General features: G+C 70.5%; 14 protein-coding genes and 1 riboswitch. Of the genes, 8 read left to right on the top strand and 6 right to left on the bottom strand.

Annotation, left to right across the window (positions count from 1 at the left end; translation table 11 throughout):
* Positions 1–13: 13 nt before the first annotated feature.
* Positions 14–565: an NUDIX hydrolase gene (locus tag ABZ459_RS17345; protein ID WP_357971240.1), complete on the top strand. Its 552-nt coding sequence runs from the start codon at positions 14–16 to the stop codon at positions 563–565.
* A gap of 99 nt (positions 566–664) precedes the next feature.
* Here ABZ459_RS17345 and ABZ459_RS17350 read toward each other — a convergent pair whose 3' ends face one another.
* Together ABZ459_RS17350 and ABZ459_RS17355 are read right to left on the bottom strand one after the other, a co-directional pair.
* Positions 665–1408 (bottom strand): GNAT family N-acetyltransferase, encoded by a 744-nt coding sequence (locus ABZ459_RS17350; protein ID WP_357971241.1) that lies wholly within the window; start codon positions 1406–1408, stop codon positions 665–667.
* Between the two features lie 102 nt (positions 1409–1510).
* Positions 1511–2068, bottom strand: a complete 558-nt coding sequence (locus ABZ459_RS17355) for a GNAT family protein (RefSeq protein ID WP_357971242.1) — start codon at positions 2066–2068, stop codon at positions 1511–1513.
* Positions 2069–2388: 320 nt separating this feature from the next.
* On the opposite strand from ABZ459_RS17355, the gene ABZ459_RS17360 reads away from it, so the two are divergent.
* Positions 2389–2640, top strand: coding sequence for a MarR family transcriptional regulator (locus ABZ459_RS17360; protein ID WP_357971243.1), 252 nt, complete (start codon positions 2389–2391; stop codon positions 2638–2640).
* A gap of 328 nt (positions 2641–2968) precedes the next feature.
* Complete coding sequence (locus ABZ459_RS17365) at positions 2969–3820, top strand: polyprenyl synthetase family protein (protein ID WP_357971244.1); 852 nt, start codon at positions 2969–2971, stop codon at positions 3818–3820.
* 4 nt (positions 3821–3824) lie between these two features.
* Here the strand turns inward: ABZ459_RS17365 and ABZ459_RS17370 are convergent, their stop codons facing one another.
* Both ABZ459_RS17370 and ABZ459_RS17375 read right to left on the bottom strand, forming a co-directional pair.
* Positions 3825–4778: a hypothetical protein gene (locus tag ABZ459_RS17370; RefSeq protein ID WP_357971245.1), complete on the bottom strand. Its 954-nt coding sequence runs from the start codon at positions 4776–4778 to the stop codon at positions 3825–3827.
* Positions 4779–5022: 244 nt separating this feature from the next.
* Entirely contained in the window at positions 5023–6708 is a 1686-nt protein-coding gene (locus tag ABZ459_RS17375) for an RDD family protein (RefSeq protein WP_357971246.1), read from the bottom strand.
* 252 nt (positions 6709–6960) lie between these two features.
* Between ABZ459_RS17375 and ABZ459_RS17380 the strand changes: the two genes are divergently transcribed.
* The 3 genes from ABZ459_RS17380 to ABZ459_RS17390 all read left to right on the top strand — a co-directional run bounded on the left by ABZ459_RS17380 (position 6961) and on the right by ABZ459_RS17390 (position 10295).
* Positions 6961–8781 (top strand): M4 family metallopeptidase, encoded by a 1821-nt coding sequence (locus tag ABZ459_RS17380; protein ID WP_357971247.1) that lies wholly within the window; start codon positions 6961–6963, stop codon positions 8779–8781.
* A gap of 148 nt (positions 8782–8929) precedes the next feature.
* Positions 8930–9688, top strand: coding sequence for a hypothetical protein (locus ABZ459_RS17385; protein WP_357971248.1), 759 nt, complete (start codon positions 8930–8932; stop codon positions 9686–9688).
* Between the two features lie 123 nt (positions 9689–9811).
* Positions 9812–9904: riboswitch (SAM riboswitch) on the top strand.
* A 7-nt stretch (positions 9905–9911) separates the two neighbouring features.
* Complete coding sequence (locus ABZ459_RS17390; RefSeq protein WP_357971249.1) at positions 9912–10295, top strand: GNAT family protein; 384 nt, start codon at positions 9912–9914, stop codon at positions 10293–10295.
* A gap of 45 nt (positions 10296–10340) precedes the next feature.
* Here ABZ459_RS17390 and ABZ459_RS17395 read toward each other — a convergent pair whose 3' ends face one another.
* Complete coding sequence (locus ABZ459_RS17395; RefSeq protein WP_357971250.1) at positions 10341–11204, bottom strand: alpha/beta hydrolase; 864 nt, start codon at positions 11202–11204, stop codon at positions 10341–10343.
* A gap of 44 nt (positions 11205–11248) precedes the next feature.
* Between ABZ459_RS17395 and ABZ459_RS17400 the strand changes: the two genes are divergently transcribed.
* Positions 11249–12223 (top strand): DUF5937 family protein, encoded by a 975-nt coding sequence (locus ABZ459_RS17400; RefSeq protein ID WP_357971251.1) that lies wholly within the window; start codon positions 11249–11251, stop codon positions 12221–12223.
* Between the two features lie 74 nt (positions 12224–12297).
* On the opposite strand, the gene ABZ459_RS17405 is transcribed toward ABZ459_RS17400, so the two are convergent.
* Entirely contained in the window at positions 12298–12885 is a 588-nt protein-coding gene (locus ABZ459_RS17405; protein WP_357971252.1) for a TetR/AcrR family transcriptional regulator, read from the bottom strand.
* A 101-nt stretch (positions 12886–12986) separates the two neighbouring features.
* Between ABZ459_RS17405 and ABZ459_RS17410 the strand changes: the two genes are divergently transcribed.
* A complete protein-coding gene (locus tag ABZ459_RS17410) occupies positions 12987–13427 on the top strand; it encodes a DoxX family protein (RefSeq protein ID WP_357971253.1) in 441 nt (146 codons plus the stop codon).
* Positions 13428–13450 lie beyond the last annotated feature (23 nt).

Consider the following 13450-nt stretch of genomic DNA (forward strand, 5'->3'; position numbering starts at 1 on the left):
TAAAGTTGGGCGTGTGGGTGATGTCAGGGTCGGTGAGTGGACGCAGACGGGTGAGCTGGACGAGCCGGCCGGGTTCTTGAAGGTTCGTGGCCGCCGGTACCGCTACCCAGACGGCAGCGAGGACGTGTGGGACATCCTCGTGGGCGGCGCGACCGTCGCGATCGTCGCCGTCACCGACGACGAGCAGGTGGTGCTGGCCCGGCAGTACCGGCCGGGGCCTGGGCGCGTACTGCTGGAGTTGCCGGGCGGAAACGCGGACGGAGACGAGCCGGTCGAGGCCGCGGCGGCTCGGGAACTGCTGGAGGAGACCGGCTACGAAGCTGCGACACTCGAGGTGGTCATGCAGACCTTTCTGGCGTCGTACGCCTCACATCGCCGCCACGCGGTCCTGGCCCGCGGGTGCCGGAAAGTCGCTGAACCGAGACTGGACGACGCCGAGTTCGTCGAGACCGTGCTGATGCCGGTCGGCGCGTTCGTCCAGCACGTGCTCAGCGGACAGATGACCGACACCGACATCGCCTTCGCGGGGCTGGTCGCCGCCGGATACCTGAAGCCGACCAGGTGACTGTCCGTACGCGCTGCTGAGCGCCCGCACGGGCGCCGCGACGGTGATGATCCGTCCGGCCATGAGTGGCGGAAGCGGACGGGCTCGGGCTGATCCCGATCAGCTGCCTGCGGCGACGCCGAACAGGTCGAGGCAGCGAGTCAGACCTGTCACCTCCACCGGGCCGCGGGAGCGTCGTTTCCATGTGGCGGCGTCGATCGCCATGAGGTGCTGCACGAGTCGCTCGCCGTCCTGGGCGGAAACCTTGTGGCCATTGTCCTGATAGCCGAGTTTCCGCGACACGGCCTCGGACGCGAGGTTGCCGGCGACGTATGCCGTCCGCGCTTCGGCCGCGCCGAGGTGGGTGAAGGCCAGCTCGAGCACGGCCATGCGGGCCTCGGTGCCGTACCCCCGGCCCTGATGGGCCAGGCCGATCCAGGATCCGGTCTCGACGGTCCTGGTGATCGCGAAGTCTGTCGCCCACATGCTCTGCACGCCGATGGCGGTACCGTCCAGGCGGATGGCCAGGTGAAGGTCCCAGCTGTCGGGTCGCCAGTGGGCCAGTGCGCGCCAGTGCCGCTGCAGGAGTCCCCGTTCCCGTTCGGGAGACGAGGCGTACAGGAAGGACTGCTGGAAGCGGGCCTGGCCAGGGGGCTGGATGGCGGCGGCCGCGTCGAACAGATCCGCGAGGTCAGCGGAGGTGGGGACGGCGAGTTCAAGGCGTGCGGTGGCAAGGCGCAATCCGAGCAGCGGCCACACCGCCACCAGTGCGGTGTCGTGTCCCCCATGGTTCGGCTGAACGTCGTCGTCCGTGGCCCGTTCTCCTGAATGCGGGTCCTGGCCTCGGTGTCCGCTGCCGGTCACGTCGCCTCCTCTCGCACGTTGGCGGCGATGTGCTTCGAGGATCGCATCGCGGGACGCGTGCCACCAGGAAGTGCCCCTCCGCCGTGACGGACTCCGGCTCGATCAGCCGGACGCCGCCTTCCACTCGGGAGCCAAGATGGAGTGGACGACCGAATCCCGCCACCCGCCGGCCAGCTTCAGGTGCCCGCGGATGACTCCCTCCTCGACCATCCCCAGCTTGCTCATCACCCGCCCGGACGCCTCGTTGAACGGGCTTCGCGCGCCCCAGATGCGGTGGATGCCGAGCTGCTCGAACCCGAGCCGCAGGAGCAGACGTACGACCTCGGCGCCCAATCCCTGACGCCACCGGTCCGAGCGCAGCGCGAACCCGATCTGGGCACTGTTCTGCAGCGGGTGTCCGAAGTCGATCGAGATGCGCGCGAACGCCACCAGCTCGCCGTCCGGCAGCACCGCGGCGAGGCAGTAGTCCGTCCGCGGGTCGTTCCGGGCCGTCTCGATCACGCCGGCTATGGTGCTCTCGACCTGCTCACGGTTGCGGGGCTCGAAGCTCATGTGCTCGGTGACCCGCGGATCGCCGTAGACGGCCAGCAGCCCGTCAACGTCTGTCGGGACGAACTCCCGCAGGGCCAGCCTCGGGGAGGAGATCGTGACCGGGTACATGAACGCCGACCCTACTGGCCCGGACGGCCGGTCCGTGCGGCTCGCAAGCCTTCCGGCATGGACAGAGTCACGTGATGGCGGACGTGTCCATGCACCGGATCACCTGCTCGGGCACATCCCGTCCGAGAAGCAGCCGAGCGAAAGAAGCCGCGGCCCGCGACGAGCAGATCGGCTGTAGTCCTCGCCGGACCAGAAGCTGATCCGCTCCAGCCAGGAGACGTAGCCGATCGCCTCGGTGTCCCGTTCGGTGAGCAGGCAGGTGACCTCCGGGCGGGCCGGCAGCTGCCTACGAAACCGCGGCCCTGGAGCACGGCCTGAGCGTGGCGCAGGCCTGCGTGCTGGGGCGGCTGACCAGGCAGGTCGGGATGCGGGAACTGGCAGACGAGCTCGGTTGCGACGCGTCCAACATCACCCGGATCATCCGCCGGCTCGAGGCGCGCGATCTCGTCCGCCGTCGTCCTCACCCCGACGACCGCCGCTCCCGGCAGATCGTCCGCCCCCCAGCGGAACCAGCCTCTACGCCGCCTTCGAGCAGTCCTTCGAGTTCGCCCGGTCCGCCACCGCCAACCTGAGCGCCCACGAACAGGACCAACTGACCACCCTGCTCCGCAAGGCCCTCGACGGAACACGAGAACCCACTTGAGGCGTGGCGAGCGGCAGGGCAGGAGCTCTTCGGTGAGACGAAGTGGCGACACGCTCTCGCAGCCGTTCAGCTCGACCGCGCCAGCGCCTTTACTATGTAGATCAAATTCTGCCGGCGCCACATGGACGTGCCGGCCAGGACGACACACCGGCCCGCAACCCGCTCCCCCAGACACTGACCGCTTAACCTGCGGAAACAGCATCACACACCACGTCCATGGACGTGACCGTGCCCGGGAGAGAACGGAGCTGCCTGACGTGCCTGTCGCCCCGTCCGGACCTGCCCGTACCGCCGAGCAGATCCTCGCCGACACGGCGCGGATCACCGATCCGGCGCTCATGCGCGTGGTGAACCGCCTGCCGTCACCGCTGCGGGAGAGCGGCCCGGTCGAACGCGGCCTGCCCGCCGTCGTCGCCGGCAACCTGCTCATGAACGTGGCGACCCTCCACGACGACATCATCGACCTGGAAGCCCAGCGCCGCGGCCGGCCCACCGTGCCGGCGGCCTACACCACCGGGCACGCCATCATGGCCGGTGACGCCCTGCTGGCCCTGGCCTTCTCCCACCTGGGCGAGCACCCGCACCCCCGTACCCGGCAGGCGCTGCGGACGATGCGCGAGGGCTGGCTCCAGCTGTGCGCGGGCCAGGTCCGCGACGAGGAGCACGAGGGCCGCTGCGAGACCAGCCTCGACCAGGCCATCTCCGTGCAGGCGGCCAAGACCGCCGAGGGCGTGCGCGCAGTGTGCTGCCTGCCGGCCCTGCTGACCGACGCCTCCGGCGCGCAGGTGGAGGCCGTCGGCCGGTTCGGGTTCCATCTCGGCATGGCGGTGCAGTACCACAACGACCTGTCGGACCTGTGGCCGGCGGAGCAGCTCAGCCGGTCCCGCTACGGTGACGTCCGCCGTCGCAAGATCACGCCCACGGGCGCGGACCTGATCGACCGGTGCGGCGGCCGCGCCTGGACCCGTGAACAGAACCACGAGCACATGCGCCTGGCCCTTCAGAGTCTCCAGGAAGCCGACCCGCCGCCGGCCGTCCACCGCGACGCGGTCGCCCTCGCCGACATCTACCTGGTGGGAGATGCCGAGCCCACGCCCGCCCACACCTGAGCCGTCAGTGCGGCATGTCCAGGCCGGCGCTCTCGGCCGCGGCCATCGCCGCGGTGACGAACTGTTCGTACGTTCCCATACCGTTCTTCAGGCCGAAGAGGTCGGTCTGCCGGTACTCCACGACCACGTGCGACGCCTTGTACGGCGTCGTCTTCTGCCCCATGGAGTACGTGAACCATTCCGCCGGTCGCCCGGGGAAGCCCTCGTGCGCGGGGTAGCCGCGAGGCGGGGACATCGCATCGTAGGCGATGCCGCGCGGGCCGTCGCCGCTCATGTGAAGGGCCAGCGTCTCGTTGCCCTGGCCGGGGTCGCCGGCCTGGATCGACCGCAGCCACCAGAAGAGGCTGAGCTGGTTGTCGTACGTCTGCCGCCCGCCCAGACCGTACGGCCGGGGGCACACCCGGGAATCCTTGTCCCCGTCGGACAGGGCGTTGACCATGGCGTCGAAGGCGGACCGTTCCACCTCCGTCAGCGCGTTCATGTAGACCGAGCGCAGGTTCGTCCGCGGCAGCAGCGCGAAGCCCGCCTTCGGCCCGTCGCCGGAGGTGAGGTTCTGGTGGGCGAAGACCCACAGCATGTACTGGATCAGCGTGACGAACCCGATGAGGTTGGCCGTCTGGTGGCGCCCCCGCAGCCATGTGCCCACCCGGTCACTCGGATCGAAGCCGAGCATCCCCAGCCGGTCGGGCAGCTCCGCCAGCGGCACGTCCAGGGTGGCCTGAGCCGTGCCGTGGACGAGGTCCCTGCCGGCGGTCAAGGCCAGTACGTCGCCCTTGGCGTAGACGGTCGTCATCACCGGGTTGCCGGCGAGGTTGAAGTCGCACCTCTTGATGGGCGCCGCCAGGGACACGGTGATGATGTTGCCCACGTTGGTGTTCGGCACGAAGCGCAGGTCATCGGTCGGCTGGACGTCGTCGTAGGTCCTCAGGTGCCCCTGGGCCACGCGCACGGCCTGCATCTTGGCGCTCGTCCGGATCCTGCTCGACCGCCTGGAGCCGGTCGTCGCGTCGCCCTCCTGCTCGTCGGTCCGCAGGAACGTGTCAGGAAGCTTGGTGGAGTGCCAGAAACCTCAGCTCGTTACGCTGGAACTGCCATTCGAGCCCGATCCTGGGCATGGGCGCCTCCTGGGGATGTGTGTGGCCTCCCCTCCCGAGCGGGTCCGGCGTGCCTCAGATACGTGCCGATGGGTGGAGTTCCTTACGTCACCGGCTCCTCAGGCTGCCCGGTCTGTCGGCCACGAGGGTCCCGGAGAGCCGGTCGTGCAGACTGCACCCGGCGGGATCGAGCAGGGCCCACAGCCCGTCCAGAACCAGCAAGGCGATCCCGGCCTGCGGGACGAAGGCGAGCAGCGGGAAGACCAGCGCCCGCGCGGCCAACCTGCGCCACGCCGGCCGGCGGCCCGTACCGGCGGTGACGATCCGTACGCGCATGACCAGCTTGCCGACCGTGTGCCCGCTCGACGCGTAGAGGAAGACCGACAGCAGGACGAGCAGCCGCTCGTCGTCCGGGAACATCCTCTCCCGCCAGATCGAGTCCAGCAGCCCGTGATCGAGGGTCAGCGCGTCTGTGACGCCCAGCCTGGGCAGGGTGAGGAGAATCGTGATCACGACCAGGTAGTCGATCAGCAGCGCCGTCACCCGCCGCGACGACCTCGTTCGCACCGGCCGGTCGGCGGAGGGCATCCACCGTGCGGCGACCAGCATCAGCACGGCCGCCACCAGCAGGGACGCCGTGAGCCAACCGTCCGGCACCTGGACGCCGTTCTGCACGAGCTCGCCGTCCACGTAGAGCACGCCGACGTCCCGGATCCCCGGCGCCGGGCAGCAGAGGTCCGTGTCGAAGCGAAGGGTGAGCAGGAGCTGCCGGGCGACCGCGATCGCGGCCAGCAGCCCCGCCACCCGCCGGCCCACGGGAGCAGGGCTCCGCAGGCCGACGCAGGCCAGGACGGCGATGACGGGCACACCCCAGACGATCGCGAACTCCACCACGCGACCGGCGTCGCCGCGCAGCGTTTCCAGGACGAGCCTGAGCACGCCGGAGCCGGACATGTGAGGCGCCCACTCGGCGGGCACGGCCTCCCAGGACTGCCAGGTGGGAAAGGCGGCAGCGGCCACGGCCGCCGTCCAGATCAGCGAGATCCACGGCGGGACCGTGGATCTCCGGGGAAGGCTCGCCACCGCGGCAGGACGTGCCGCGAGCCGCCGCCTGAGCAGGACGTAGCCGATCAGCGCCGGCCAGAACAGCAGCCGGGCGGGCTCGTCCAGGAGCTCCTCGAAGCTGAGCCAGCGCAGCAGGCCGCTGTGCGTGCTGACCGCCCAGCCGTCGGTCAGAACGACGGCGAGGGTGACGACGTGGGCGACGACGAGGTAATCGATCAGGAACACCGCCCCCGTCCGCCAGATGGGCGTGATGGCGGGCTCCTGGTCGGGGCCCGGCGCGTGCGTCGCGAGCAGCACCAGCGCGGCGGAGATCAGCAGGGCGTTCTCCACGGGCCCCCAGGAGCCGATCACGGCCTGGAACCAGTCCAGGCCGAACGGTTCGAGCAGCTCGCCGCACGGCCCGTCGCCGCTGTACCAAGGGGTGAGCGGGGTCGCGATCGCGATCAGGACGAGGAGCCCCGCGGCCCGTCTCCCGGCCGCCGCCGAATGCCGGTGGCCCAGGGCGGCGAGCACGACGAGCGCCGGGAGTCCCCAGGTCGTCAGGAGTTCCGTCAGCGTGCCGAGGTCGCCGCGCAGCGGCAGGAACGGCGAGATGTGCTCAAGATCCCCGATCCCGCCCATGCAGACGTAGGGCTGCGACTCGAGGTCTTCGGCCTGCCAGGCGATCCAGGTCGGGTAGGCGGCAGCGGTCAGGGCGGCCACCCAGACCAGTAAGGCTGATCGCGACAATCGGGGCTCCAGTTCGTTCGGCGCGACAGCCTAGCGATGATCTTCAGGCGCCGCACGGAAGCGGCCCGCGCCCGGCCGGGCCGAGCCGGGAGCTCGCCTCGGCGCTCGAATCCCGGCTCGGCCAATTACAGGCCATAACGGTGATAAATCCCAATTTTTCCGCCTATTTACCTTGATATTGACCTCTTGTAGTTCATCAACTCAAATGCAGGTGACACATCCATCGCTCGCCGGCGCAAAAGGAGCGACCCCATGAGAAGCAATGCCGTGTTAGCCCTGGTCACGAGTGCCGCCTGTGTGCTCGTGGCCACTTCGGTCCCCGGCTCGGCGAACGCCGCCAAAGGCGATCCCGCCGACCTCCTGGTGAAGGCCAGGCCCGCACTGCTCCGCAGCTCGCCCGAGGACGCGTACGTCCGGCAGAGCCCGATCGAAGGAAAGGGCGGTCTGCGCTACACGCCCTACACCCGCACGTACGCGGGGCTGCCCGTCTACGGCGGCGACTTCGTCGTGGTCAGCGCCGCCTCCGGCGAGGTCCTGAGCACCTCCGTCTCCCAGGACAGCCCCCTGGACGTGGCCACCACGCCCAGGCTCAGCGCGGCCGAAGCGGCCCGGGTGGCCAGGAGCCGGCTGCCCGAGGTCTTCTCGATCGTCACGCCCCGGCTGGTGGTCATGGCGCAAGGACGCGGCCGGCTGGCCTACGAGGTGCTCCTCCACGGCGCGATCAGCGGCAGGGAGAGCAAGCTGCACGTCTTCGTCGACGCGCTGACCGGCGCGGTCGTCCTGAAGTCCGACGAGGTCAGGGAGGGGGTGGGCAACAGCTACTACAACGGCAACCCGGTCACCATCGGCACCATGGGGACCGGCTCCTCCTTCGCCATGATCGACCCGGTACGGCGGAACGTGCGCTGCGGCGGCCAGAACGGCTCCGCCTACACCGGCCCCGACGACAACTGGGGCAACGGCACCGGCACCAACTTCGAAACCGCCTGCGTCGACGTGCTCTACGCGATCGACACCGAGTGGGACATGCTCAGGGCGTGGCTGGAACGCTCCGGCTTCAACGGCGTCGGCGACGGCTACCCCGCCCGCGTCGGCCTGAACGCCGTGAACGCCTATTGGAACGGCAACTACACCGTCTTCGGCCACACCTCCGACAACCGCCGCCAGCTCACCGCGATGGACGTCGTGGCGCACGAGTACGGCCACGCCGTCTTCGCCACCACGCCCGGCATCGACCTCGGCGACAACGAGAAGGCCATACTCAACGAGTCCACCGGCGACATCTTCGGCGCGCTGACCGAGCAGTACGCCAACCAGCCCGCCACCCTCGACCCGCCCGACTACACGGTCGGCGAGGAGGTCAACGTCGACGGAACCGGCCCGATCCGCTACATGTACAAGCCGTCGCTGATCCCCGGTCACCCCGACTGCTTCAGCAGCGCGGTGCCGTCGATGCCGCCCGATGTCGGGGCCGGCGTCCAGAACCACTGGTTCTACCTGCTGGCCGAGGGCAGCAACCCGACCAACGGCCAGCCGCCCAGCCCGACCTGCGACTCCTCCTCCATCGTCGGGCTCGGTGCGCGCAAGGCGGGCCAGATCTACATGGGCACGCTGCTGCGCAAGACCACTTCCTGGCCGCACACCATGGCCCGCCGCGCCTCGCTGCAGGCGGCCCTGGACATGTTCCCCGGGTCGTGCCTGGAGTACAACACGGTCAAGGCCGCGTGGAACGCCGTCCGCGTGCCCGTCCGCGCCGGGGAGCCGTACACGTGCGACTTCTCGGTCGCGGTCGACCCCACCGCGGCGGCCGTGCAGCCCGGCCAGACCGTGAGCGTCACCGTCAGCAGCGCCGTCGTCTCGGGCGGCCCGCAGCAGATCTCGCTGTACGCCAGGGGGCTACCGGCGGGCATGACCGCCTCCTTCAGCCCGGCGAGCATCACCACCGGCGCCACCTCCACGCTGACCGTCACGGTCGGCGCGAGCACCGCGTCCGGCACCTACCCGATCACGGTGCTGGCCGACGGCGTCGCCCTCGACCACACGGCCACCCTCACCCTGACCGTGGCTCCATGAGCCGATGAGGCCGCCGCGGGGGTTTCAGCGACCTGACAGTCAATTCGGCCCGGCGCGCCGGAAGTATGCGCCGGGCTCATTTTCAAGGCCGTTGAAAGGGCCTATGCCTAATGTTCTGCGCGGGCCGTCATCTACCGCAAGGAGCGACATGAGGTTCATCGCAGCAACCGCCGCCACGATGGTGCTCGCCTCCTCCCCGGCCGCGGCCGAACCCGAGAGAAGCGACCGGGAGATCCCCCTCGCCTCCATCGAGTACACGACCGGTCTCACCGTGACCTTCTCCGACAGCCGGCCCTCCGACGAAGTGGGGATGTCCCAGCTCGGGATCATCGGCCGCGCGCCGCTCATCGCCTGGGACCGGAGCAACAGCTACCTGCAGACCTACCTGGAGATCACCCCGCCCGACGTGCCGGTGCCCCAGCGGCTCGTCGACGACCACGGCGCCGACCTGCCCGCCGGCCTGCGGGGACGGCGGATCACCAGCGAGCCGGTCACCGTACGCGGCCTGGCCGCTCCGGCCGGCGCCGTGCTCTCCGGCTCGTGCACCGCCGAACACTTCGGCTGGCACCTGTGGCACGAGAACGGCCAGGCCGGACTGGCGCCCAAGTCGTTCACCACCCTCGGCTTCGGCGGCTTCAAGGAGCGTCGCGCGGAGAGCTACGTCTTCAACTGCCTGCCGGCGGGTTCGCCCAGCTACCTGTGGGCCCGGCACCGCCTGTACTACTGGAACGGCACCAGCTGGTGGAAGCAGGTGGACAGGAAGGTCGGCCCCGGCCTCCAGTCGGAGGAGGTCAAGGGCAAGATCAAGCTGCACCGCAGGGTCAGCTATGACGACGGCTGGGGCTCCAGCCCCAACTGCCTCGGCGGGGCCTGCAAGTACACCCGTGAGGGACGTTTCACCAGCTGACGGCTGGACTGGTCCCTGACCGGAAACCCCAGCCGGGCCGTGCCCGGCTGGGGTTTCCGCGCCGCCGCCGTCGCCCTCACGTGTTGACGAGGTCGTCGGCCGTCGGAGATGATCGGCCTCAGTTGATCATCCAGAGGATCCGAGGGACCTGGCCCTGTGACGGTCCGGCAACCTGCCCAGCCATGGGCAAGGTGCCAACGCCAGGCACGATGAGGAAGGTCTGATGAGCGTTCAGCTCGATGTTCCCGTGCTCGCAGGTTCCTTGGTGCGGCTGGAGCCGCTGACGATGGAGCACGCGGTCGACCTGGCGGCGCAGGGCACCGGGATCAACGCCGAAGCGAAGCTTCTGCTGCTGCGGTACGCGTTCGAGAGCATCGGGGTCGCACGGGTCGATCTGAAGACCGACGCCCGCAACCACCGGTGCCGGCGGGCACTGGAGCGACTCGGCATCGGCTTCGAGGGCGTTCTCCGCAACTGGTCGATGTCCTGGGCACCCGGTGAGGAGGGGATGCTCCGGGACTCGGCGATGTTCGCGGTGGTCGCATCCGAGTGGCCGGCCGTCCGGCGAACCCTCACCACCCGCCTGGCCTCAGCGAGCGCTCAGTGAAGACCGGCAGGCGGTAGCCAGGGGCCCCTCGCCGGGCGGGGGCGCTCAGCCCAGGAACGCCGAGGTGGTGGCCACGAACCGGTTGGCGTCGTCCAGCCACGGGAAGTGCCCCGCCCCGGCCTGTACGACGAGCTCGGCGTGCGGGAACAGCGCGACGAGCTCGGTCATCGCGGCGGGAGGGGAGTTCAGGTCCACCTCGCCGGCGAGCAGCAGCACCGGCGAGGTGAAGCGGGTGAGCGCGGCACGGGTGGCGTCGGGGGCGAAGGCGCCGTCGGAGCCGAAGACGGCTGCCGCCTCGTCGTTCCGCTGCTCGTCCTCGGCGGCCTTGTGCGCCTGGGCCGTCTCGTCCCAGCGGCCGTACCAGAACGGCGCGATGGCCTGGAAGTCGTCACGGGTGGCCTGCCCTGACATGACCCTCTCCAGGGCCGCGTACGCCCCCGGGAACCACGGCTCGCCCTCGCGGGACCGGGCGGTCCCCCGCCGGACCTCTTCGGTGATCCCGATGCCGACGGCGGCGACGCTCGGAGTGACCAGGACGAGCCGTCTGACACGTTCCGGATGGCGGGTCGCGTAGAGCACGGCCAGATTCGTGCCCCCCGAATGGGAGAGCAGGTCCATCCGGTCGAGATCGAGATGCTCGCGCAGGGCCTCGACGTCATCGACCAGGCGGTCGCAACGGTACGAGGCGGTGTCCGGCGGCACGGCGGACTGCCCGGTGCCCCGCAGGTCCGCCATGATCAGCTGCCGGTGCGCCGAGAGGCCCCCGAGGTCGCCGAGGTAGGCGGAGGCCTGCATCGGCCCGCCTGGCAGGCAGACCACGGGGGGGCCGTCGCCGAACACGTGGTAGGCGAGCCTGGTGCCGTCGTAGGAGGTGAAGGAGTTCATGCCCGCCAGCCTGCGGGGGGACACCGCGCCTCGGCTATCGTTCAGTCACAGCTACATGATGAGGGCGGATGGCGGTCGAGATCAGGTTCACCGCGGCGTCGGTCGCGAAGGTGCGGTTCGCCGTCTCGCCGCTGGGCGAGACGGTGCTGGCGCTGCGGATCCTGTTCGGCACGGGCGGTCATGCCGTCCACCGGTCCTGGGTGCGCCAGGCGCGCCCGCTGCTGGCGGGCGAGAGCGAGCTGCCGCTGCTGCGCGCGCTGATCGCCGGGCCGCTGCCGTCGTTCCTGTTCCCGGCGCCGGCTCAGCGCCTGCCTTCCATCGCGACGGAGCTGGACCTGGTACGCGCCACGCAGGAGGACTTCTTCCGGCACGAGTACGGCGCGGTCCTGGGCATGCCGGCCGAGGACGCCCCCGAGCCCGCGACGGTACTGCCACGACTGGCCGAGGCGCTGCGTCGCTGCCACGAGCTGCTGATCGCGCCACAGTGGGGCCGGATGCGCGCCGTGCTGGAGGCCGACATCGGCCGGCGCGCGCTGACCCTGGTGGAGGGCGGGGTGCAGGCGCTGTTCGCCGAGCTGCACCGCGACATCGCCTGGGACGACGGCCAGCTGGTGGTCCACGGCCGGCGCACCCCGCACTCGGTGTACACGGTGGACGCCGGCGGGCATGGCCTGGTCCTGCAGCCCAGCGTCTTCAACTGGCCGGACGTGGGTGTCGACAAGGCCCCGGTCACCGCCGCGTCGATCCGCTATCCGGCGATGGGCGTCGGCCTGCTCCGGGAGTCGCCCCGACCGGCGCTGACGGGCCTGATCCCGGTGCTCGGCCGGACGAGAACGCAGATCCTCGCCGCCTTGGCCGAACCCCTGACGACCGCGGCCCTGGCCACCCGCCTGAGCATCACGCCGAGCGCGGTCTCACAACACCTGGGCGCACTGCGCGGGGCGGGCCTGGTGTCGACACAACGCAACGGCCGCACGGCACTCCACCTGCGCACGGAACGCGCAACCCACCTGATGGGCGACCCGGTTCCGAACGGTCGCTGACGGCGCCGGTGGCCAGGTCTCGGGGCGCCGGGGCGCGCCCGGGTTCGCGCCGCCTCGCGAGGGCGCCCGCCGTATCACGGGCCGTCCGGTCCGCCCGGCACGGCGCCGAGGACGAGGCGGAGCATAGAGCGGGCCAGGGCCTCCGGGTCGCCGTTCGCGCTTTCCGGCAGGGCGCCGCTCAGCCACAGGGTGGTGAAGCCGTGAGCCAGCGACCATGCGGCGATCGTGGTCGTCCGGTCGTGTTCCGGGCTCGGCGACAGCGAGTGGGCGCTGGTGTTGAGTACGTCCGCGGCGCGCCGCTGCGCGGATCGGACGCCGGGATCGTCCACGCGGTAGAGCTCGGGCCGGAACATCACCTCGAAGTAGGGCCGGTGGTCAAGGCCGAACCGGAGGTAGGCGACGCCGACCTCCCACACGTCGGGGGCCGCGTTCTCCAGAGCGTCGGCGAACATGGTGAAGCCCTCGGCGGCCACGGCCGTCAGCAGGCCCTGCTTGTCGCCGAAGTGGTAGGCGGGAGCGGCGTGTGAGACGCCGGCGCGGCGGGCCAGCTCGCGCAGGCTCCATCCGGCCGGGCCGGATTCGCCGATGGCCCGCAGCGCGGCGTCGATGATGACGCGCCGCAGGTTGCCGTGGTGGTAGGACGGCTGGCTGATCTTCCTCACCTCCGCGTTCCAGGGCTCAGCGTGACGACCACACCCTAGCTTGACATTGACAAGATGACGAACCTCCTCCAATCTGTCCAACGACAAGATTGGAGGACGGAATGGTTCCGTTCATCGCCCTCACCGGCGGGTTCATCGTCCTGCGGCTCGCCGGCCTGGTCGGCATCGACGCACTGGACGCCTGGCAGCCGGCCCTGCGAGGCGCCCTGGCCCTGATGTTCGTCTTCACCGGCGTGCCCCACTTCCTGCCCTCCTGGCGCCGCGACTTCGTCGCGATGGTCCCGCCGTCGTTCCCGCGGCCGGACCTGCTGGTCACCCTCACCGGCGTCCTGGAGCTGGCCGGCGCCGCGGGGCTGCTGCTCGCGCCGGTCGCGCCGTACGCGGCGATCGGGCTGGCGCTGCTCATGGTCGCCATGTTCCCGGCCAACGTCTCGGCGGCCCGCCGCGGCCTCACGCTGGCCGGGAAGCCCGTGACCCCGCTGCCCGCCCGCACGGGCCTTCAGGTGCTCTTCATCGCCGCCGCCGTCGCCGCGGCCGTATGAGCTCACCACTCGCCACCGGCCTC

This window comes from Nonomuraea sp. NPDC005692, from assembly GCF_040631115.1.
Taxonomy (GTDB): domain Bacteria; phylum Actinomycetota; class Actinomycetes; order Streptosporangiales; family Streptosporangiaceae; genus Nonomuraea.

Excerpts from the sequence above, each read along its gene's own strand:
- ABZ459_RS17410 (WP_357971253.1), top strand. The coding sequence starts at position 12,987 with ATGGTTCCGTTCATCGCCCTCACCGGCGGGTTCATCGTCCTGCGGCTC.
- ABZ459_RS17385 (WP_357971248.1), top strand. The coding sequence starts at position 8,930 with ATGAGGTTCATCGCAGCAACCGCCGCCACGATGGTGCTCGCCTCCTCC.
- ABZ459_RS17390 (WP_357971249.1), top strand. The coding sequence starts at position 9,912 with ATGAGCGTTCAGCTCGATGTTCCCGTGCTCGCAGGTTCCTTGGTGCGG.
- ABZ459_RS17355 (WP_357971242.1), bottom strand. The coding sequence starts at position 2,068 with ATGTACCCGGTCACGATCTCCTCCCCGAGGCTGGCCCTGCGGGAGTTC.
- ABZ459_RS17370 (WP_357971245.1), bottom strand. The coding sequence starts at position 4,778 with ATGCAGGCCGTGCGCGTGGCCCAGGGGCACCTGAGGACCTACGACGAC.
- ABZ459_RS17380 (WP_357971247.1), top strand. The coding sequence starts at position 6,961 with ATGAGAAGCAATGCCGTGTTAGCCCTGGTCACGAGTGCCGCCTGTGTG.
- ABZ459_RS17400 (WP_357971251.1), top strand. The coding sequence starts at position 11,249 with ATGGCGGTCGAGATCAGGTTCACCGCGGCGTCGGTCGCGAAGGTGCGG.